At 68.2% G+C, this 15,354-nt stretch carries 18 protein-coding genes and 1 pseudogene; 13 read left to right on the plus strand and 6 right to left on the minus strand.

The features are described 5' to 3' along the window. Positions 1-22: 22 nt before the first annotated feature. The 6 genes from pyrH (at position 23) to ACZ5RK_RS09685 (ending at position 4,932) form a co-directional block, all read left to right on the plus strand. The gene (gene pyrH, locus ACZ5RK_RS09660) at positions 23-727 is read left to right on the plus strand and encodes a UMP kinase (RefSeq protein ID WP_464908990.1); all 705 of its coding nucleotides are present in this window, start codon (positions 23-25) and stop codon (positions 725-727) included. A 12-nt stretch (positions 728-739) separates the two neighbouring features. Continuing rightward, entirely contained in the window at positions 740-1,297 is a 558-nt protein-coding gene (frr, locus tag ACZ5RK_RS09665; RefSeq protein WP_054647422.1) for a ribosome recycling factor, read from the plus strand. A 77-nt stretch (positions 1,298-1,374) separates the two neighbouring features. Then, positions 1,375-2,199 (plus strand): phosphatidate cytidylyltransferase, encoded by an 825-nt coding sequence (locus tag ACZ5RK_RS09670; RefSeq protein ID WP_464908991.1) that lies wholly within the window; start codon positions 1,375-1,377, stop codon positions 2,197-2,199. Further along, on the plus strand, positions 2,196-3,299 hold the full coding sequence (dxr, locus tag ACZ5RK_RS09675) for a 1-deoxy-D-xylulose-5-phosphate reductoisomerase (protein ID WP_464908992.1): 1,104 nt from the start codon (positions 2,196-2,198) through the stop codon (positions 3,297-3,299). The genes ACZ5RK_RS09670 and dxr overlap by 4 nt, the downstream gene beginning before the upstream one ends. Continuing rightward, the gene (locus tag ACZ5RK_RS09680) at positions 3,296-4,306 is read left to right on the plus strand and encodes a M50 family metallopeptidase (RefSeq protein ID WP_464908993.1); all 1,011 of its coding nucleotides are present in this window, start codon (positions 3,296-3,298) and stop codon (positions 4,304-4,306) included. The genes dxr and ACZ5RK_RS09680 overlap by 4 nt, the downstream gene beginning before the upstream one ends. Continuing rightward, complete coding sequence (locus tag ACZ5RK_RS09685; protein WP_464908994.1) at positions 4,306-4,932, plus strand: glycosyltransferase family 2 protein; 627 nt, start codon at positions 4,306-4,308, stop codon at positions 4,930-4,932. Before ACZ5RK_RS09680 ends, ACZ5RK_RS09685 begins: the two co-directional genes overlap by 1 nt. Here ACZ5RK_RS09685 and ACZ5RK_RS09690 read toward each other — a convergent pair. The 6 genes from ACZ5RK_RS09690 to ACZ5RK_RS09715 form a co-directional block, all read right to left on the minus strand. Beyond that, entirely contained in the window at positions 4,919-5,449 is a 531-nt protein-coding gene (locus ACZ5RK_RS09690; protein ID WP_464908995.1) for a hypothetical protein, read from the minus strand. The genes ACZ5RK_RS09685 and ACZ5RK_RS09690 overlap by 14 nt on opposite strands. Next, positions 5,446-6,231 carry a pyrroline-5-carboxylate reductase gene (proC, locus tag ACZ5RK_RS09695; protein WP_464908996.1) on the minus strand — a complete coding sequence of 262 codons (786 nt, stop codon included), beginning with the start codon at positions 6,229-6,231 and terminating at the stop codon, positions 5,446-5,448. The genes ACZ5RK_RS09690 and proC overlap by 4 nt, the downstream gene beginning before the upstream one ends. Continuing rightward, positions 6,228-7,424, minus strand: coding sequence for an RsmB/NOP family class I SAM-dependent RNA methyltransferase (locus tag ACZ5RK_RS09700; protein ID WP_464908997.1), 1,197 nt, complete (start codon positions 7,422-7,424; stop codon positions 6,228-6,230). The genes proC and ACZ5RK_RS09700 overlap by 4 nt, the downstream gene beginning before the upstream one ends. Next, positions 7,421-7,693, minus strand: coding sequence for a stage V sporulation protein S (locus ACZ5RK_RS09705; RefSeq protein WP_014515944.1), 273 nt, complete (start codon positions 7,691-7,693; stop codon positions 7,421-7,423). The genes ACZ5RK_RS09700 and ACZ5RK_RS09705 overlap by 4 nt, the downstream gene beginning before the upstream one ends. Before the next feature lie 89 nt (positions 7,694-7,782). After that, positions 7,783-8,220 (minus strand): type II toxin-antitoxin system RatA family toxin, encoded by a 438-nt coding sequence (locus tag ACZ5RK_RS09710; protein WP_054647689.1) that lies wholly within the window; start codon positions 8,218-8,220, stop codon positions 7,783-7,785. A 9-nt stretch (positions 8,221-8,229) separates the two neighbouring features. Beyond that, the gene (locus tag ACZ5RK_RS09715; RefSeq protein ID WP_464908998.1) at positions 8,230-8,658 is read right to left on the minus strand and encodes a regulatory protein RecX; all 429 of its coding nucleotides are present in this window, start codon (positions 8,656-8,658) and stop codon (positions 8,230-8,232) included. Between the two features lie 23 nt (positions 8,659-8,681). Here ACZ5RK_RS09715 and ACZ5RK_RS09720 point away from each other — a divergent pair, with 23 nt between their 5' ends. The 7 genes and pseudogenes from ACZ5RK_RS09720 (at position 8,682) to ACZ5RK_RS09750 (ending at position 15,353) form a co-directional block, all read left to right on the plus strand. After that, positions 8,682-9,368: a metallophosphoesterase gene (locus ACZ5RK_RS09720; RefSeq protein WP_464908999.1), complete on the plus strand. Its 687-nt coding sequence runs from the start codon at positions 8,682-8,684 to the stop codon at positions 9,366-9,368. Between the two features lie 15 nt (positions 9,369-9,383). Further along, positions 9,384-10,136, plus strand: coding sequence for an MBL fold metallo-hydrolase (locus ACZ5RK_RS09725; protein WP_464909000.1), 753 nt, complete (start codon positions 9,384-9,386; stop codon positions 10,134-10,136). Beyond that, complete coding sequence (locus ACZ5RK_RS09730) at positions 10,133-10,411, plus strand: Lrp/AsnC family transcriptional regulator (RefSeq protein ID WP_054647395.1); 279 nt, start codon at positions 10,133-10,135, stop codon at positions 10,409-10,411. The genes ACZ5RK_RS09725 and ACZ5RK_RS09730 overlap by 4 nt, the downstream gene beginning before the upstream one ends. Further along, a complete protein-coding gene (locus ACZ5RK_RS09735) occupies positions 10,411-10,956 on the plus strand; it encodes a CPBP family glutamic-type intramembrane protease (RefSeq protein ID WP_464909001.1) in 546 nt (181 codons plus the stop codon). Before ACZ5RK_RS09730 ends, ACZ5RK_RS09735 begins: the two co-directional genes overlap by 1 nt. 161 nt (positions 10,957-11,117) lie before the next feature. Then, positions 11,118-11,930, plus strand: a pseudogene (locus ACZ5RK_RS09740) (PrkA family serine protein kinase); the annotation flags it as partial. Positions 11,931-12,009: 79 nt separating this feature from the next. Then, entirely contained in the window at positions 12,010-14,313 is a 2,304-nt protein-coding gene (locus ACZ5RK_RS09745) for a serine/threonine protein kinase (protein WP_464909002.1), read from the plus strand. Beyond that, the gene (locus tag ACZ5RK_RS09750) at positions 14,310-15,353 is read left to right on the plus strand and encodes a DUF444 family protein (RefSeq protein ID WP_464909003.1); all 1,044 of its coding nucleotides are present in this window, start codon (positions 14,310-14,312) and stop codon (positions 15,351-15,353) included. Before ACZ5RK_RS09745 ends, ACZ5RK_RS09750 begins: the two co-directional genes overlap by 4 nt. Position 15,354 lies beyond the last annotated feature (1 nt).

Here is a 15,354-nt window from a genome sequence, read left to right on the forward strand (position 1 = left end):
GGCCCCGGTTTTTCTTAGAGCCATGAAGTACAAGCGCGTCCTCCTCAAGCTTTCCGGCGAGTTTCTGACGCAAAACGGCTTTGGCATAGAGCCCGAGGCCACCCGGGCCCTGGCCCAGGAGATCAAGGCCGCCTACGACACCGGGGTCCAGCTGGCCATCGTCATCGGGGCCGGGAACCTCTGGCGGGGGGCCCGTCAGGGGGTGGGGATGGACCGGGCCACCGCCGACTACATCGGGATGCTGGCCACCATCATGAACGCCCTGGCCCTCCAGGACGCCCTCGAGGCCCTCTCCATCCCCACCCGGGTCCAGACTGCCCTCACCATCCCCCAGGTGGCCGAGCCCTACATAAGGAGGCGGGCCCTGCGGCACCTGGAGAAGGAGCGCATCGTCATCTTCGGCGGGGGGACCGGCAACCCCTTCTTCTCCACGGACACCGCCGCCGCCCTCAGGGCCCTGGAGGTGGGAGCGGAGGTGGTCCTCATGGCCAAGAACAAGGTGGACGGGGTCTACTCCGACGACCCCCGCAAAAACCCCAAGGCCCAGCGCTTTGACGAGCTCACCTACCTGGAGGTCCTAAACCGCGGCCTCCAGGTCATGGACACCACCGCCATCACCCTCTGCATGGAGGCGGGCGTGCCCATCGTGGTCTTTGACATCTTTAAGCCGGGAGCCCTGGTGGGTATTATCCAGGGGGAAAAGGTGGGCACCCTGATCCACTCGTAGAAAGGAGGGACCATGACCCTGAAGGAGCTCTACGCGGAAACCCGAAGCCACATGCAAAAGAGCCTCGAGGCCCTGGAGCACAACCTGGCGGGCCTGCGCACCGGGCGGGCCAACCCCGCCCTTCTCCTCCACCTCAAGGTGGAGTACTACGGCACCCACGTCCCCCTCAACCAGATCGCCACCGTCACCGCCCCCGACGCCCGCACCCTGGTGGTCCAGTCCTGGGACCAGAACGCCCTCAAGGCCATTGAAAAGGCCATCCGCGACTCCGACCTGGGCCTGAACCCCGCCAACAAGGGGGACGCCCTCTACATCAACATCCCGCCCCTCACCGAGGAAAGGCGCAAGGAGCTGGTCAAGACCGCCCGGCACCTGGCCGAGGAGGGACGCATCGCCATCCGCAACGTCCGCCGGGAGGCCCTGGAAAAGCTCAAGAAGCTGTCCAAGGAGCTCCACCTCTCCGAGGACGACACCAAGCGGGCCGAGGGAGAGATCCAGAAGATCACCGATGAGTTCATCGCCAAGGTGGACGAGATGGCGGAGAAGAAGGAACAGGAGATCCTCCACTAACCACGGCCCTGGGGGCGGAGGAGCCCGGCCATGAGCACCCCCAGCGCCAGGCCTTGCGGCCTCGGAGGAGGCCAAGGGTGAGGGACGACCTTCCCACCCGCGCCCTCTCCGCCCTCATCGGAGCGGGCCTCCTCCTCCTGGTGCTCTGGGCGGGGACCCCCCTGATCCTCCCCACCCTTGGCTTCGTCCTCTGGCTGGGAGGCCTGGAGCTTAAGGGCATGCTGGCCCGCCGAGGGGTGGCCCTCCCCCTGCCCCTCTTTCTCCTCGGGGGGGTCCTCCTCGGCCTCTTCTCCCTGCCTTCCCTCTCCTGGCACTTTCCCCAGGTGCCCTGGCGGGAGGTGGCCCTGGGCCTCTTCCTCATGGCGGCCTTCAGCTACGAGCTCCTGAAGGGGGCCGACCTCACCCGCCTGGCCTTCACCCTCCTGGCCTTCCTCTACCTGCCCTGGAACCTGAGCTACGTCCTCCTTCTGCGGGAAATCCCCGATGGGACCCTGGGGCTTTGGACCTTAAGCCTCCCCATCGTGGCCAGCTTCGCCACCGACATCGGGGCCTACTTCGCAGGCCGCCTCTTCGGCCGGAAGAAGCTGGCCCCCGAGATCAGCCCCGGGAAAACCGTGGAGGGGTCCATGGGAGGCATCGCCTTCAGCTTCCTGGTCCTCTTGGTCTACACGGGGCTGGTGCGGGAGGTGTTTCCCTTCGGGCTTCTGGAGCTCTGGCTCTTAAGCCTCCTCCTCTCCCTGGCGGCCCAGCTTGGGGACCTGGCGGAGTCCATGCTCAAGCGCTACTGCGGGGTGAAGGACTCCGGGCACTTCCTCCCGGGGCACGGGGGGCTTTTGGACCGCATAGACAGCCTCCTCTTCACCTTTCCCCTAACCTACTACCTGGTGGTGCTCTTCACATGAAACGGGTGGTGGTCCTCGGCTCCACGGGTTCCATCGGAAGGCAGGCCCTCGAGGTCTGCCGCTGGCGGGGCTTCCGGGTGGTGGGTCTGGCCGCCGGGAAGAACCTGGAGACCCTCGCCCAGCAGATCGCCTTCTGGAAGCCCCTCCTGGTGGCGGCGGAAGAGGGCCTCCACGCCGAGCTAAAGGAGCGCTTTCCCGGGCTTAAGCTGGCCACGGCGGAGGAGGTGGCGGCCCTGGAGGCCGAGGTGGCCGTGGCCGCCATCCCGGGCCTGGCGGGGCTTTCCCCCACCCGGGTAGCGGTGCGGACGGGCAAGCGGGTAGCCCTGGCCAACAAGGAGGCCATGGTGGCGGCGGGCCCCCTCCTCTGGCAGGAGGCGGAGGCCTCGGGGGCGGAGATCCTCCCCGTGGACTCGGAGCACTCCGCCCTCTTCCAGGCCCTCCTGGGGGAGAGGCGGGAGGACGTGGCCGAGCTCATCCTCACCGCCAGCGGTGGGCCCTTCCTGAGGGGCCCCGAGGACCTCTCCCAGGTGACCCCGGAGATGGCCCTCCGCCACCCCCGCTGGCGGATGGGGCCCAAGGTCACCGTGGACTCGGCCACCCTCTTCAACAAGGGGCTGGAGGTCCTCGAGGCCAAGGAGCTTTTCCGCTTTCCCCTGGAGAGGATCAAGGTCCTCATCCACCCCCAGGCCTACGTCCACGGCCTGGTGCGCTTTGTGGACGGGAACCTGAAGGCCCAGCTTGGCCCCACGGACATGCGCCTTTTCATCCAGTACGCCCTCACCTACCCCGAGCGGGCGGAAACCCCCTTAAAGGACCTCCCCCTGCCCGGGGCCCTGGAGTTCTTGGAGCCAGACCTAAAGCGCTTCCCCGCCCTGGCCCTGGCCTACGAGGCGGGAAGGCGGGGGGGCTTGGCCCAGGTGGCCGTCTCCGCCGCCGACGAGGTGGCGGTGGAGGCCTTCCTCCGGGGAAAGATCCCCTTCCCCCGCATCCCCGAGATCCTGGCCCGGGTGCTGGAAGCCACCCCCCAGGACCCCCTAACATGGGAGAGCCTCTTCGCCGTGGACGCCTGGGCCCGGGAGGAGGCCAAGAGGTGGGCATGAGCCTGATCTGGTTTCTGGTCATCATCGGCATCAGCATCTTCGTGCACGAGCTGGGCCACTACCTGGCGGCCCGCCTCCAGGGGGTGAGGGTCAAGGCCTTCAGCCTGGGCTTTGGCCCGGTCCTCTGGCGCCGCCAGGCCTGGGGCACGGAGTGGCGGCTTTCCGCCATCCCCTTGGGGGGGTACGCCGACATAGAAGGCCTCCTGCCTGAGGAAAGGGGGCGGGGCTACGACGCCCTCCCCTTCCCGGGCAAGCTTCTGGTGCTCCTCTCCGGGGTGGTCATGAACGTCCTCCTGGCCTGGGGCCTTTTAGGCTACCTCTTCAGCGCCCAGGGCGTGCCCGAGGCCACGGGCCGGGCGGTGATCCTGGAGGTCCTTCCGGGGAGCCCGGCCGAGGAGGTGGGCCTAAGGCCCAAGGACCTCCTCCTCGCCGTGGACGGGAAGCCCCTCTCCCGGCCCCAGGAGATTGAAAGGCTCAAGACCCCAGGCACCCACACCCTCACCCTCTTGCGGGAGGGCCAGGAGGTGGTCCTCCGCCTCACCTGGCGGGAGGGCATGGAAAAGCTGGGGGTGGTCTACCAGCCCGAGGTGCGCTTCCGGCGGGTGAGCTTCCCGGAGGGGCTCCTCCTGGCGGTGGGGCGCACCCTATCCTTCGGGCCGGAGATGGTGCGGGCCCTTTTAGGGGGTCTTCTCGGGGTCCTCTCCGGCAACCCCAATAGCGGGGTGGTGGGGCCCTTGGGCATCGTGGCGGAAACGGGCAGGGCGGCCCAGGAAGGCGCCTTCCGGCTTCTTGAGCTCATGGTGTCCATCAACCTTTCCCTGGCCCTTTTCAACCTCCTCCCCATCCCCGCCCTGGACGGCGGAAGGATCCTCCTCCTCTTCTTCTCCCGCTTCCTGCGCATCCCCCCGGAGCGGGAGGCCATGGTGCACTACCTGGGCTTCCTCTTCCTCATCCTCTTGGTGATCCTGGTGACCTTCCAGGACCTGAGGAGGCTTCTCGGAGGCTGATGACGGCCACGGTCCTCATCCCCGCCTACAACGAGGAGGCCACCATCGCCAAGGTGGTGCGGGTGGCCAAGGAAGCGGGCTTCCCCGTGGTGGTGGCGGACGACGGCTCAAAGGACCGCACCGCCCAGGAGGCGGAGAGGGCGGGGGCGAAGGTGGTGCGCCTGGGGGAGAACCGGGGCAAGGGGGGGGCCATCGCCGAAGGGCTTAAGGCGGTGGCCACGCCCCTGGTTCTCCTCCTGGATGCCGACCTTCTGGGCCTGAAGCCCGAGCACCTCCACGCCCTCCTGGCCCCGGTGGCCCGGGGAGAGGCCGAGATGACCGTGGGGGTTTTCCGAGGGGGGCGGCTCTCCACGGACCTGGCCATGCGCCTCACCCCCTTCCTCTCGGGGCAACGGGCCCTGGCCACAGAGGCCCTCAAAGGGGTGCCCGGCCTGACGGGTGCCCGCTACGATCTGGAACTCCTCCTCACCCGGCACGCCCGGGCCCGGGGCTGGCGGGTGCGCTACCTTCCCCTTCCCGGGGTGAGCCAGGTGATGAAGGAGGAAAAGCGCGGCCTCCTCAAGGGCTTCCTCCACCGGTTGCGCATGTACTGGGAGATCCTGCGCTACCGCCTCAAGGCGGGCTAAAGCGCAAAAGCTCCACCCAGGCCTCCCCCGCCCGGTAGGCCACCACCCCCAGGCCCGGCACCAGGTAAAGCTCCTTGAGATCGGTTCCCCCCCTCTCCGTGGTATAGGCCACCCGCACCCGGTAGGCGTTGAAGGCCCCGGCTTTGACCCTCACCCCCTCCCACCCCTCCACCCGGGCGGAAAGGGCCACCCGCTGGCCGCGGAAGCGGGCGCTCCCCCCCCAGGCCGACCCCAGCTCCAGGCGGGCCGGGTAGAGGAGAAGGGGAGGTTCAAAGGGGAAGTAGCCCTCCGGGAGCCCCACCCCTAAAAGGTAAAGCCCTTCCGGGGAGGCCCGCAGGCGGTCCTCCCGGAGGAGCCTGCCCTCCTTGTGGTAGCGCAGGCGGAAGCCCTCCGAGGTGGGCCTCAGCTCCTGGAGGGTACCGTCCGTGTAGGCGTAAACCCCCCCTTCCTTGGGGAAGACCTGGGCCGAGGCCAGGGCGAGGAGGCCCAGGGCCAGCCAGGAAAGGCGCCGCCTCATTCCACCTCCCCCAGCTCATGCCCCCGGCGGGTGGCGGCCTCCACCGCCTCGTAGAAGGCGGCCCGGAGGGCCCGGGCCTCGAGGGCGTGGAGGCCGTGGATGGTGGTGCCCCCGGGGCTCGCCACCTCGTCCTTCAGGGTGGCGGGGTGGCGGGTCTTGAGGAGTTCCCCCGTGGCCGCCAGGGCGTCCGCCGCCAGGCGCAGGGCCAGGGCCCGGGGCATGCCCATCTTCACCCCGGCGTCCGCCAGGGCCTCGGCCACCACCGCCAGGTAGGCGGGCGCCGAGGCCGACATGGCGGTGAAGGGGTCAAAGAGGTGCTCGGGGATCTCGTACACGTCCCCCACCGTGGCGAAAAGGGCCCGGGCGAAGTCCAGGTCCCCCGCCTCCTGGGCCTCCTTTAAGGCGGTGAGGGCGGTGGAGCTCTCCCCGATCATGGCCGCCAGGTTGGGCATGGCCCGCACCACCCGCCGGGTGTCCAGCCTGCGGGCCAGCACGGCCGTGGAGACCCCCGCCATGATGGAGAGGAAGCCTATCCCGGCCCGAGGGATCTCCGGGGCCAGCTGGGGGAAGTCCCGTGGCTGAACGGCGAGAAGCACCCGCTCGGCCTCCGCCAGGTCCTTCAGGGTGAGGGGGCGGATGCCGAAGGGCTCGGCCAGGACCCGGGCCCGCTCCGGGGTGCGCCCCACCACCCCCACCTCCTCTCGGCGCAGAAAACCCCGCTCCAAAGCCCCTTTGAGGATGCTCCGGCCCATCTTGCCAAGGCCCAAGAAGGCGAGCTTCATGCCCTTGAGTCTACCTTCCGGAGGCGAAGGTAATAAAACCCGTCCAGGCCCCCCTCGGGGGCCACGTAGACCCCAAGCCCCTGCCGAAGAAGGGGCAAGGGGCAGGAGAAGGGCTCCGGGCGGAACTCGGGGTGCCTCGCCAGAAAGGCCCGGGCCACCCCTTCCCCTTCCTCCTCGGTGAGGGAGCAGACCGCGTAGACCAAAAGCCCCCCCTCCTCCGTGGCCCGGGCGGCGGTTTCCAAAAGCTCTAGCTGCAAAAGGGCCATCTCCTTGGGGTCCTTGGGGGCCAGGCGGTAGCGAAGCTCGGGGTGGGTGCGGAAGGTGCCCGTACCGGTGCAAGGGGCATCCAGGAGCACCTTTTTAGCCCTTTCGGGAAGGGGTTCCCGCAGGTCCTGGGTGCGGTAGGCCACCTTTAGGCCGAGGCGCCTGGCCGTTTTCGCCCCCGCCTCCTGGCGCCTGGCGTTGAGGTCGTAGGAGACCACCTCCGCCCCCTTGGCCGCCAGGTAAAAGGCCTTGAGCCCGGCCCCGCCGCAAAGGTCCAGCACCTTCTCCCCGGGGGCTGGCTCCAGGAGTTGGGCGGCGAAGAGGGAGGCGGGGTTTTGCGGCTGGAGGCCCAAAGCGGGGAAATCGGTCTTGGGGCCCTCAAAGAGGTAGCTCCCGGGGACGGGGCCCGGCCTCAGGTCCACCTCCCGGTAGGCGGTGACGAAGAGGGGGGCGGGCTCGTTGAAGGCCTCGGCGAAGCCCACCTCCCCGAAGAAGTCCCGCCAGGCCTGGCAGAGCCAGTCGGGAAGGGAAAGGCGCACGCACTCCGGGGCCTCCCGCGGGCGCAGGCGGCGCAGCACGGCGTTCACCAAGCCCGCAAACCCCGGGTAACGGCGCTTCGTCTCCTCCACCCAGGGGCTCACCCGGGCGTGGTCGGGCTTCCCCGCAAGCCACTCCCAGGCCCCCAGGCGCAGGGCCCAGCGCACCTCCTTGGGAAGCCTCCCGGGGGCCTTAAGGTGGGGCTCCAGGAGAAAGTCCAGAAGCCTCAGGCGGCGCAAGGCCCCGTAGACCAGGTGGGTGGCGTAGGCCTTATCCCGCTCGGGCCAGTCCACCCGGTCCAGGGCCCGGTCCAAAAGGTGCTGGGCCCGACCCCCTTCCTCCACCCGAAGGAGGATGGCCAGGGCCAGGCCCCTCGGCGTGTGGGCCCTCAAGACTCCAGGGGATGGGCCTTGATGCTAAACTTCAGGGCGGTCCGCTCCTCGTTCTCCAGGTCCAGCTTGACGAAGGCGGGCTTGACCACCAGGTCCAGGTTGTCGGGGGCGATGTAGCCACGGGCGATGGCGATGGCCTTTACCGCCTGGTTCACCGCCTGGGGCCCGATGGCCTGCACCTCCACCTCCCCCTTGGTGCGCAGGAGCGCCGCGATGGCGCCGGCCACGGAGTTGGGGCGGGACTTGGAAGAGACGCGCAACGTTTCCACTTTGACCTCCTGAAAACCCTTGGGCCACCCCTCGGGAAAGACATGGGCGGCTCAAGGCCCATGCTAGAGCAAGCGGGGCCCTTTGGCAACTAGCCGGCCAGGACCCTTTCCTCCAGGCCCTTCAGGAGGCTTTCCACGTTTTCCTGCATGAGCCTTTGCACCAACTTCTGCAAAAGTCCTCCAAAGATGGGGATGGTGAGCTCGTAGTCCAGGGTGAGGACCACCCGGGTGCCCTCGCCCTCGGGCTGGAAGACCCAGGTGCCCTCGTAGCGGTCAAAATCCCCCTCCGGGGAAAAGAAGCGGTTCCTCAGGCGGGCGTCGTCCCACTCCTCCTCCTCCAGCCAGCGGACCTTCTTGCCCATGGCCACCGCCACCCACTGGCTCCGGGTGCGGTTGCCCTCCCGGGAAAGCACCTTTAGGCTTTCCACCTCCTTGAGGTAAGGCTTCAGGCCCTCCAGGTCCTTGGCCAGGGCGTAGACCTTTTCCGGCGGGGCGGGGATATAGCGCTCGGCGCGCACCTCGGGCATGGGCTCTTTTTACCCTTTTTCCTCCTCCTTGGCAAGCTCGTAGGCCCGGAAGGCCAGGGAGAGGGGGAAGCCCCGCCCCACCAAAAACCGCACCGCCTTGGCCTTGTCCCGGCGCCGGGGGTAGCGGCGGAGGGCCTTAAGGGCGGCCTCGAGGGCCTCCTCCTCCCCCAACGCCCCCAGGACCACATCCACCACCTCCTCCCCCACCCCCTGGGCCCGCAAGAGGTGGCGGAGCTTCAGGGGACCGTACTTGCGCCGGGCCGCCACGAAGGTCTCCGCAAAGGCCCGGTCGTCCAGGTAGCCCAAGGCCAGGAGGCGCTCCAGGGCCCGGGCCACCTCGGCCTCGGGAAAGCGGGCCAGGAGCTTCTCCCTAAGGCGGGCCTGACTCATGGCCCGCCGGGCGAGGAGGCGCAGGGCGTAGGCAAAGGCCTCGTCCATAGGTTTAGGGTACGCTATGGCCCATGCGGGTCTTCGCCATCGCCGACCCCCACCTCTCCCGCGTCCACCCCAAGCCCATGACCGTCTTCGGCCCTGGCTGGCAAGGCCACCCCGAGGCCTTTTTCCGCGGCTGGCGGGAGGTGGTGGGGCCCTCGGACCTGGTGATCGTGGCCGGGGACATCTCCTGGGCCATGCGCCTCGCCGAGGCCATCCCCGACCTTCTGGACCTGGCGGCGCTCCCGGGGAAGAAGGTGCTCCTCAAGGGCAACCACGACTACTGGTGGCCCTCCATCTCCAGGCTCCGCGCCGTCCTTCCCCCGGTGATGTACGCCCTGCAAAACGATGCCCTGGTCCTGGACGGGGTGGCGGTGGCGGGCACCCGGGGCTGGCAGTATCCTCCCGAGACGCCCGAGGACGAAAGGGTCCTGGCCCGGGAGGTGGAAAGGCTCAAGCTTTCCCTGAGGGCCCTGGAGGGGAGGCCCTACCGCCACCTCCTGGTGGCCTTCCACTTCCCCCCCTTCGGGCCCGGCGGGGAGGCCACCCCCTTGCTGGAGCTGGCCGCCCAGGCCAGCCCGAAGGCGGTGGTCTACGGCCACCTGCACGGGGCCGACCCCGCCAGGCTTCCCCAGAGCTACCAGGGCATCCCCCTCCACCTGGTGGCGGCGGACGCCCTCCGCTTCCGGCCCAAGCTGGTGCTGGAAGCGAACTAAGGATATACTCAGTATATGCTTTGGAAACCCGTAGGGGAAAGCGTGGGGGCCCTTTACCTCACCACCCCCGTGGGACGGTGGGTGGGGTACGGGGTTTACGTCTACCGGTACCGGGGCCTCCTGGTAGACACGGGCCCCCCCAAGGCCCGGCCCTTCACCCCCAGGGCCGAGGCCGCCCTCCTCACCCACGCCCACGAGGACCACGCCGGAGGAGCCCCGCGCCTCGGCCTCCCCATCTACGGTGGGAGGGAGACGGCTGCCCTCCTCTCCGCCCCCAAGCCCCTCCGCCTCTACCGCCGCCTGGTCTGGGGAAACCCCCGCCCCGTGCGGGTGGAGGTGGCGCAGCGAGTGGGCCCCCTCCACCTCCTTCCCACCCCGGGACACGCCCCCGACCACGTGGCCCTCTACGACCCCGAAGAGGGCCTCTTCTTCGGGGGCGACCTCTTCCTGGGGGTGAAGGCCAGCCTGGCCACCCCAGGGTTTGACCTCTCTGCCCTCCTGCAAAGCCTACGGACGGCGCTGGCCCTGAAGCCCCGGGCTTTCTACTGCGCCCACGCCGGGCCTGTGGAAGCCCCCCTGAAGGCCCTCCAGGCCAAGCTGGACTTCCTGGAGCGCAAGCGGGAGGAGGCCCAAAGGCTTAAGGCCCAGGGCCTCACCCCCAAGGAGGTCCTCAAGCGCCTCTTCGGCGGGGAAAGCCCCCTGGCGTACCTCTCGGGAGGGGAGATGAGCCGCCTCGCCTTCGTGAAGGCCCTTATGATGGAAGGGTGATCACCGCCTTCGTTCTCATCCGCGCCCGGGGGAACCGCATCCAGGCCCTGGGGGAAGCCATAGCCGAGCTGCCGCAGGTGGCGGAGGTCTACTCCGTCACCGGGCCCTTTGACCTGGTGGCCCTCCTGCGCTTAAAGGACCTCGAGGAGCTGGACGAGGCCGTAACCCAAGGGATCCTGGGCCTGGAGGGGGTGGAGCGCACGGAAACCCTCCTGGCCTTCCGGGCCTACCCCAGGAAGCTCCTGGACCAGGGCTTCTCCCTAGGGCAGGAGTAGTGCCCAGGCCCTTCCACCTTCTCCTTCTCCTGCAGGGGGGGCTCCTCCTCCTGGGGGGAGGGGGAATGCTCCTTGGGGGCTTTCCCATGGTGGGGAAGCACCCCTTTGGGGAAGGGGTTCTGGGGCTTTTCCTCCTCTTGGGCCTGGGGGGCCTCGAGGTCCTTTTCCGCCACCTCTTCCCCCAATCCTTCCAGGAGGCGGAGCGCCTCCACCGGGAGCTGGGCCTGGCCCTGCGCCAGGCGGGGGCAGGCCCCCCCTTCCTCCTCCTCCTGGCCTTCCTCTCGGGCCTGGCCGAGGAGGTCTTCTTCCGGGGCTTTGTGCAAAGCCTCCTCACCCTGAAGCTGGGCCCCTGGGCGGTGCTCCTCCAGGCCCTCCTCTTCGCCCTCCTCCACCCCGCCCCCAAGGGGGCCTTGGCCTACACCCTCTACACCGGGGCGGCGGGCCTCCTCCTGGGCCTCGCCTACCTCCTCACGGAAAGCCTCCTGCCCGGGGTCCTGGCCCACTTCCTCCACAACGCCCGGGGCTTCTACGAGTTCGGGCGCTGAAGAGGCGCCCAGAAACCTTCGCCGGAGGCGGGCCCAACCCCTTAGGTTGCCCCGCCTTTCCCCTCCCGGCCAGGGCCGAGGCCACATTTTCCCTCCCGGGCCTGGTATAATGGGCCTGTAGCTATCCAAAGCGGTGCCCGGCCCTATGAAGGAGGGTCTCCATGAGCGAGCTGGAGCGCATCCGCCGTCTTCAGGACCTCGAGGCCTACCGGGCCCTTAGCTGGGAGGGTTCCTTCGCCGACTACCTCCGCCTCCTTAAGGAGGACCCGAGGCCCTTAAGGACCAGCTTCCAAAGGGTTTACGACATGATCCTCGCCCAGGGGGTGGAGGAGTACACCCTCTTCAAGGAGAGGCTCCTCCACTACCGCTTCTTTGACGACCCCTTTGAGGGGGGCAAGGACGCCATCTTCGGCCTGGACAAGCCCCTCATGCGCCTGGTGGCCACCTTGAAGGCGGCGGCCCACCGGCTGGGCCCCGAGCGGCGCATCCTCCTCCTCCACGGCCCCGTGGGCTCGGCCAAGAGCACCATCGCCAGGCTCCTCAAGAAGGGCCTCGAGGCCTACAGCCGCGCCGAGGAGGGGAGGCTTTTCACCTTCTATTGGCACACGGAGGAGGGCCCCCTCCCCTGCCCCATGCACGAGGAGCCCCTCCACCTCCTGCCCCCGGAGATCCGGGCAGACTTCCTGGCCGAGCTCTCGGCCCTCCACCCGGACTACCCCTACCCCCTGGAGGCGGAAGGGGACCTCTGCCCCGTCTGCCGCTTCCAGATGCGGGAGGCCCTAAGGAAGCACGGGGGGGACCTGGCGGCGGTCCTGGAAAAGGAGGTGAGGGTAAAGCGCCTGGTCCTCTCGGAGAAGGACCGCATCGGCATCGGCACCTTCCAGCCCAAGGACGAGAAGAACCAGGACGCCACCGAGCTCACCGGGGACATCAACTACCGCAAGGTGGCCCTTTACGGCTCCGACTCCGACCCCCGGGCCTTCAACTTTGACGGGGAGCTCAACATCGCCAACCGGGGCCTGGTGGAGTTCATCAGAGATCCTCAAGCTGGACGTGGCCTTCCTCTACGACCTCCTCACGGCGAGCCAGGAGCACAAGATCAAGTCCAAGAAGTTCGCCCAGACGGACATAGACGAAATCATCCTAGGCCACAGCGTGGCAGGGTGGACCCCCATCCTCTACCGGCACCGGGGGAGGCTCGGCTGGACCACGCTGGAGGGGCTTTACGAGCGCTTTGGCAAGGACCCTGAGGGTCTGGAGGTGCTGGCCTACGACACCGAAGGCAAGGAGGTCCGCTGGACCAAGGTCTTGGGCCTCTACCGCCACCCCTTCCACGGGGAACTCCTCACCTCGGCCCAGAAGTGGGGGGTAGTGGAAACCACCCCCAACCACTCGCTCTACGACCGGGAAGGGCGGGTCTTCTACCCCGAGGAGGGACGGGAGATGCTGGGCCTAAGGCACCTGCCCACCCCTCTTGTCCCTCCGCCCCGGATGGTGGACGTGGTGGAGGGTATACCGGGCTTTGCCGCGGAGGAGGAGCTCGCCCTGGCCCTGGCCGCCCGCCGGTTCACCCGTCCCATCCCCCCGGGGTATGCCCGGCTGGCCCTTCCCCGCCACGCCACCGCCCTGAAGGCCCGCTACCACCTGCCCCAGGACGAGGAGGACTTGAAAGCCCTCCTCACCGTCCTCATCTGGTACGCCACCGAAGGGCACGGCAACGCCCGCAACGGGGGCATCGTCATCTCCTCGGCCAACCGGGAGGAGCTGGAGCGGGTCAAGGCCGCCTACGAGCGGATCTCCGACGCCAAGGGCTACATCCACTCGGGCTCCAAGCGAGACTCCGCCTGGCGGCTTTACCTGGGAGCCGAAGCTATCCGGGTCTTGGCCGAGCATCACTGCGGCAAGGGGGCAGCGCAAAAACGCCTCCCCGACTTTCTCTTCGCCCTTCCTCGCCCCTACCTGGAACACGCTTGGGAAGAACTCCTTAAAATCGATGGCTCCCGGCGGCTGAGCAAAGAGCAACAGAAGGGCTCCGAGGACTACCGGCGGCTTTATGGGGAGTTCAAGACCATTTCCCCCATGCTGGCCGCCCAGGTGGGGGTGCTCCTGAGCCTACTGGGGCACGACTACAGCGTCTATTTCTACCCCAGGCCCGGAAAAGCCCCCGCCTACCGGATCCGCTATGTTTCCGGGGAGGGCAAGCCGGGGGGCCGGCACAAGCGGTACACCCACCGCCTCTTCCACCGCCCCGCCGGGGGCGAATGGGTCTACGACATCGCTTGCGAGGGCCTCCACAACTTCATCTGCGGCGTGGGGAGCATTGTCTGCCACAACACCAACGAACCCGAGTACCGCAAGCTCCAGGCCAACGAGTACATGGAGGCCCTCCGGGACCGCACCATCAAGATAGACGTCCCTTACATCCTCCGCGTGTCCGACGAGGTGAAGATCTACCAGAGGGACTTCGCCAAGGCGCGGGCCAAGCACATCGCCCCCCACACCCTGGAGATGGCCGCCACCTGGGCCGTGCTCACCCGGCTGGAGCCCCCGAGGCGGGCGGGCCTCACCCTCATGCAGAAGCTCAAGCTCTACGACGGCAAGCTCCTCCCCGGCTGGACGGAGGAGGCGGTGCGGGAGCTCATGGGGGAGGCCAAGCGGGAAGGCCTGGAGGGGATCAGCCCCCGCTACATCCAGGACAAGATCTCTAACGTCCTCGTCACCAGCGAGGAGCCCTGCATCAACCCCTTCATGGTGATGAACGAGCTGGAGGAGGGCCTCAAGCACCACTCCCTCATCGCCGAGGAGAAGACAAGGGAGCGCTACCGGGCCCTTCTCCAGGAAGTGAAGGCCGAGTACGCCGAGATCGTCAAGAACGAGGTGCAAAGGGCCATCGCCGCCGACGAGGAGGCCCTAAACCGCCTCTTCCACAACTACATTGACCACGTGAAGGCCTACGTCCTGGGGGAGAAGGTGAAAAACCCCTACACCGGGGCCCCCGAGCCCCCCAACGAGCGCCTCATGCGCTCCGTAGAGGAAAGGATTGACATCCCCGAGTCCCGCAAGGACGACTTCCGCCGGGAGATCATGAACTACATTGGGGCCCTGGCCCTGGAGGGGCGGCAGTTCACCTACAAGGACAACGACCGCCTGCGCCGTGCCCTGGAGCTCAAGCTCTTTGACGACCAGAAGGACACCATAAGGCTCTCCGCTCTGGTCTCGGGGGTGGTGGACCCGGAGACCCAGGCCAAGATTGACGTGGTGAAGGCCCGGCTCATCCGCGACCACGGCTACTGCGAGCACTGCGCCAGCGGCGTCTTGGAGTTCGCCGCCTCCCTCTTCGCCCGGAGCGAAAAATGAGGCCCATAGAGCGCGACCTGCTGCGCTTCAAGGAGATCGTCCGGGGGGAGGTGAAAAAGCGGGCCCGGGAGTTCCTGACCCGGGAGGAGTTTTTCGGCCAGGTGGAGGGACGGGTGGTCTCCATCCCCCTGCCCCAGCTGGAGGTTCCCAAGATCGTCTACGGGGAGCCCCTGGGGGAAGGCCTGGGCCTGGGGGGGCCCGGGGAGGAGGCCTTGGGCCCCGGGGGGCACATCCCGGTGGCCGAGCTGGAGCTGGAGGAGTTCTTGGACCTCATGGGAGAGGCCTTGAGGCTTCCCCGCCTCAGGCCCAAGGGGGAGGGGGAGGTCACGGAGGAGGCCCTCCGCCACACCACCATCGCCCGCAAGGGGCCAAGGGGCCTCCGCCACGTGCGCCGCACCCTTAGAGAGAGCCTGAAAAGGGCCCTGCAAAGCGGGGAGTACCGGCCGGAGGACCCGCTCTTGGTGCCCGAGCGGGAGGACCTGCGCTACAAGGCCCCCAGGCACAAGCCCGTCCCCCACGCCCAGGCAGTGGTGGTCTTCGCCCTGGACGTCTCCGGGAGCATGCGGGAGGAGGAGCTTAAGCTCGTCAAGACCCTCTCCTTCTGGATCACCCTCTGGATCAAGCGGCACTTCCCCCGGCTGGAAAGGCGCTACCTCCTCCACGACGCCGAGGCCTGGGAGGTCCCCGAGGAGGAGTTCTTCAAGGCCCGGGAGGGCGGGGGGACCAGGCTTTCCAGCGCCCTCCTCTTGGCGGAAGAGATCCTCAAGCGCTACCCCGAGGCCTTCTACAACCGCTACCTCTACCACTTCTCCGACGGGGAGAACTGGCAAGGGGACACGCCCTTGGCCCTCGAGGCCCTAAGCCGCCTCCTCCCCTCCCTCGCCCTCTACGGCTACGCCCAGGTCCAGGGCCCCTACGGCCAGGGGCGGTTCTTAGAGGAGGTGCAGGAGGCCCTGGGGGGGCGGGAGGGGCTGGCCCTCACGGAGGTCCGGGGACGGGAGGACCTGCCCCTCGCCTTAAGGCGGCTTCTGGGAGGGTAGG

This window comes from Thermus kawarayensis JCM 12314, from assembly GCF_055393575.1.

Bases quoted from the DNA above. Each gene is read 5' to 3' on its own strand.
- pyrH (WP_464908990.1), top strand. From the start codon at position 23: ATGAAGTACAAGCGCGTCCTCCTCAAGCTTTCCGGCGAGTTTCTGACG.
- frr (WP_054647422.1), top strand. From the start codon at position 740: ATGACCCTGAAGGAGCTCTACGCGGAAACCCGAAGCCACATGCAAAAG.
- dxr (WP_464908992.1), top strand. From the start codon at position 2,196: ATGAAACGGGTGGTGGTCCTCGGCTCCACGGGTTCCATCGGAAGGCAG.
- ACZ5RK_RS09680 (WP_464908993.1), top strand. From the start codon at position 3,296: ATGAGCCTGATCTGGTTTCTGGTCATCATCGGCATCAGCATCTTCGTG.
- ACZ5RK_RS09685 (WP_464908994.1), top strand. From the start codon at position 4,306: ATGACGGCCACGGTCCTCATCCCCGCCTACAACGAGGAGGCCACCATC.
- ACZ5RK_RS09690 (WP_464908995.1), bottom strand. From the start codon at position 5,449: ATGAGGCGGCGCCTTTCCTGGCTGGCCCTGGGCCTCCTCGCCCTGGCC.
- proC (WP_464908996.1), bottom strand. From the start codon at position 6,231: ATGAAGCTCGCCTTCTTGGGCCTTGGCAAGATGGGCCGGAGCATCCTC.
- ACZ5RK_RS09710 (WP_054647689.1), bottom strand. From the start codon at position 8,220: ATGCCCGAGGTGCGCGCCGAGCGCTATATCCCCGCCCCGCCGGAAAAG.
- ACZ5RK_RS09715 (WP_464908998.1), bottom strand. From the start codon at position 8,658: ATGGACGAGGCCTTTGCCTACGCCCTGCGCCTCCTCGCCCGGCGGGCC.
- ACZ5RK_RS09720 (WP_464908999.1), top strand. From the start codon at position 8,682: ATGCGGGTCTTCGCCATCGCCGACCCCCACCTCTCCCGCGTCCACCCC.
- ACZ5RK_RS09725 (WP_464909000.1), top strand. From the start codon at position 9,384: ATGCTTTGGAAACCCGTAGGGGAAAGCGTGGGGGCCCTTTACCTCACC.
- ACZ5RK_RS09750 (WP_464909003.1), top strand. From the start codon at position 14,310: ATGAGGCCCATAGAGCGCGACCTGCTGCGCTTCAAGGAGATCGTCCGG.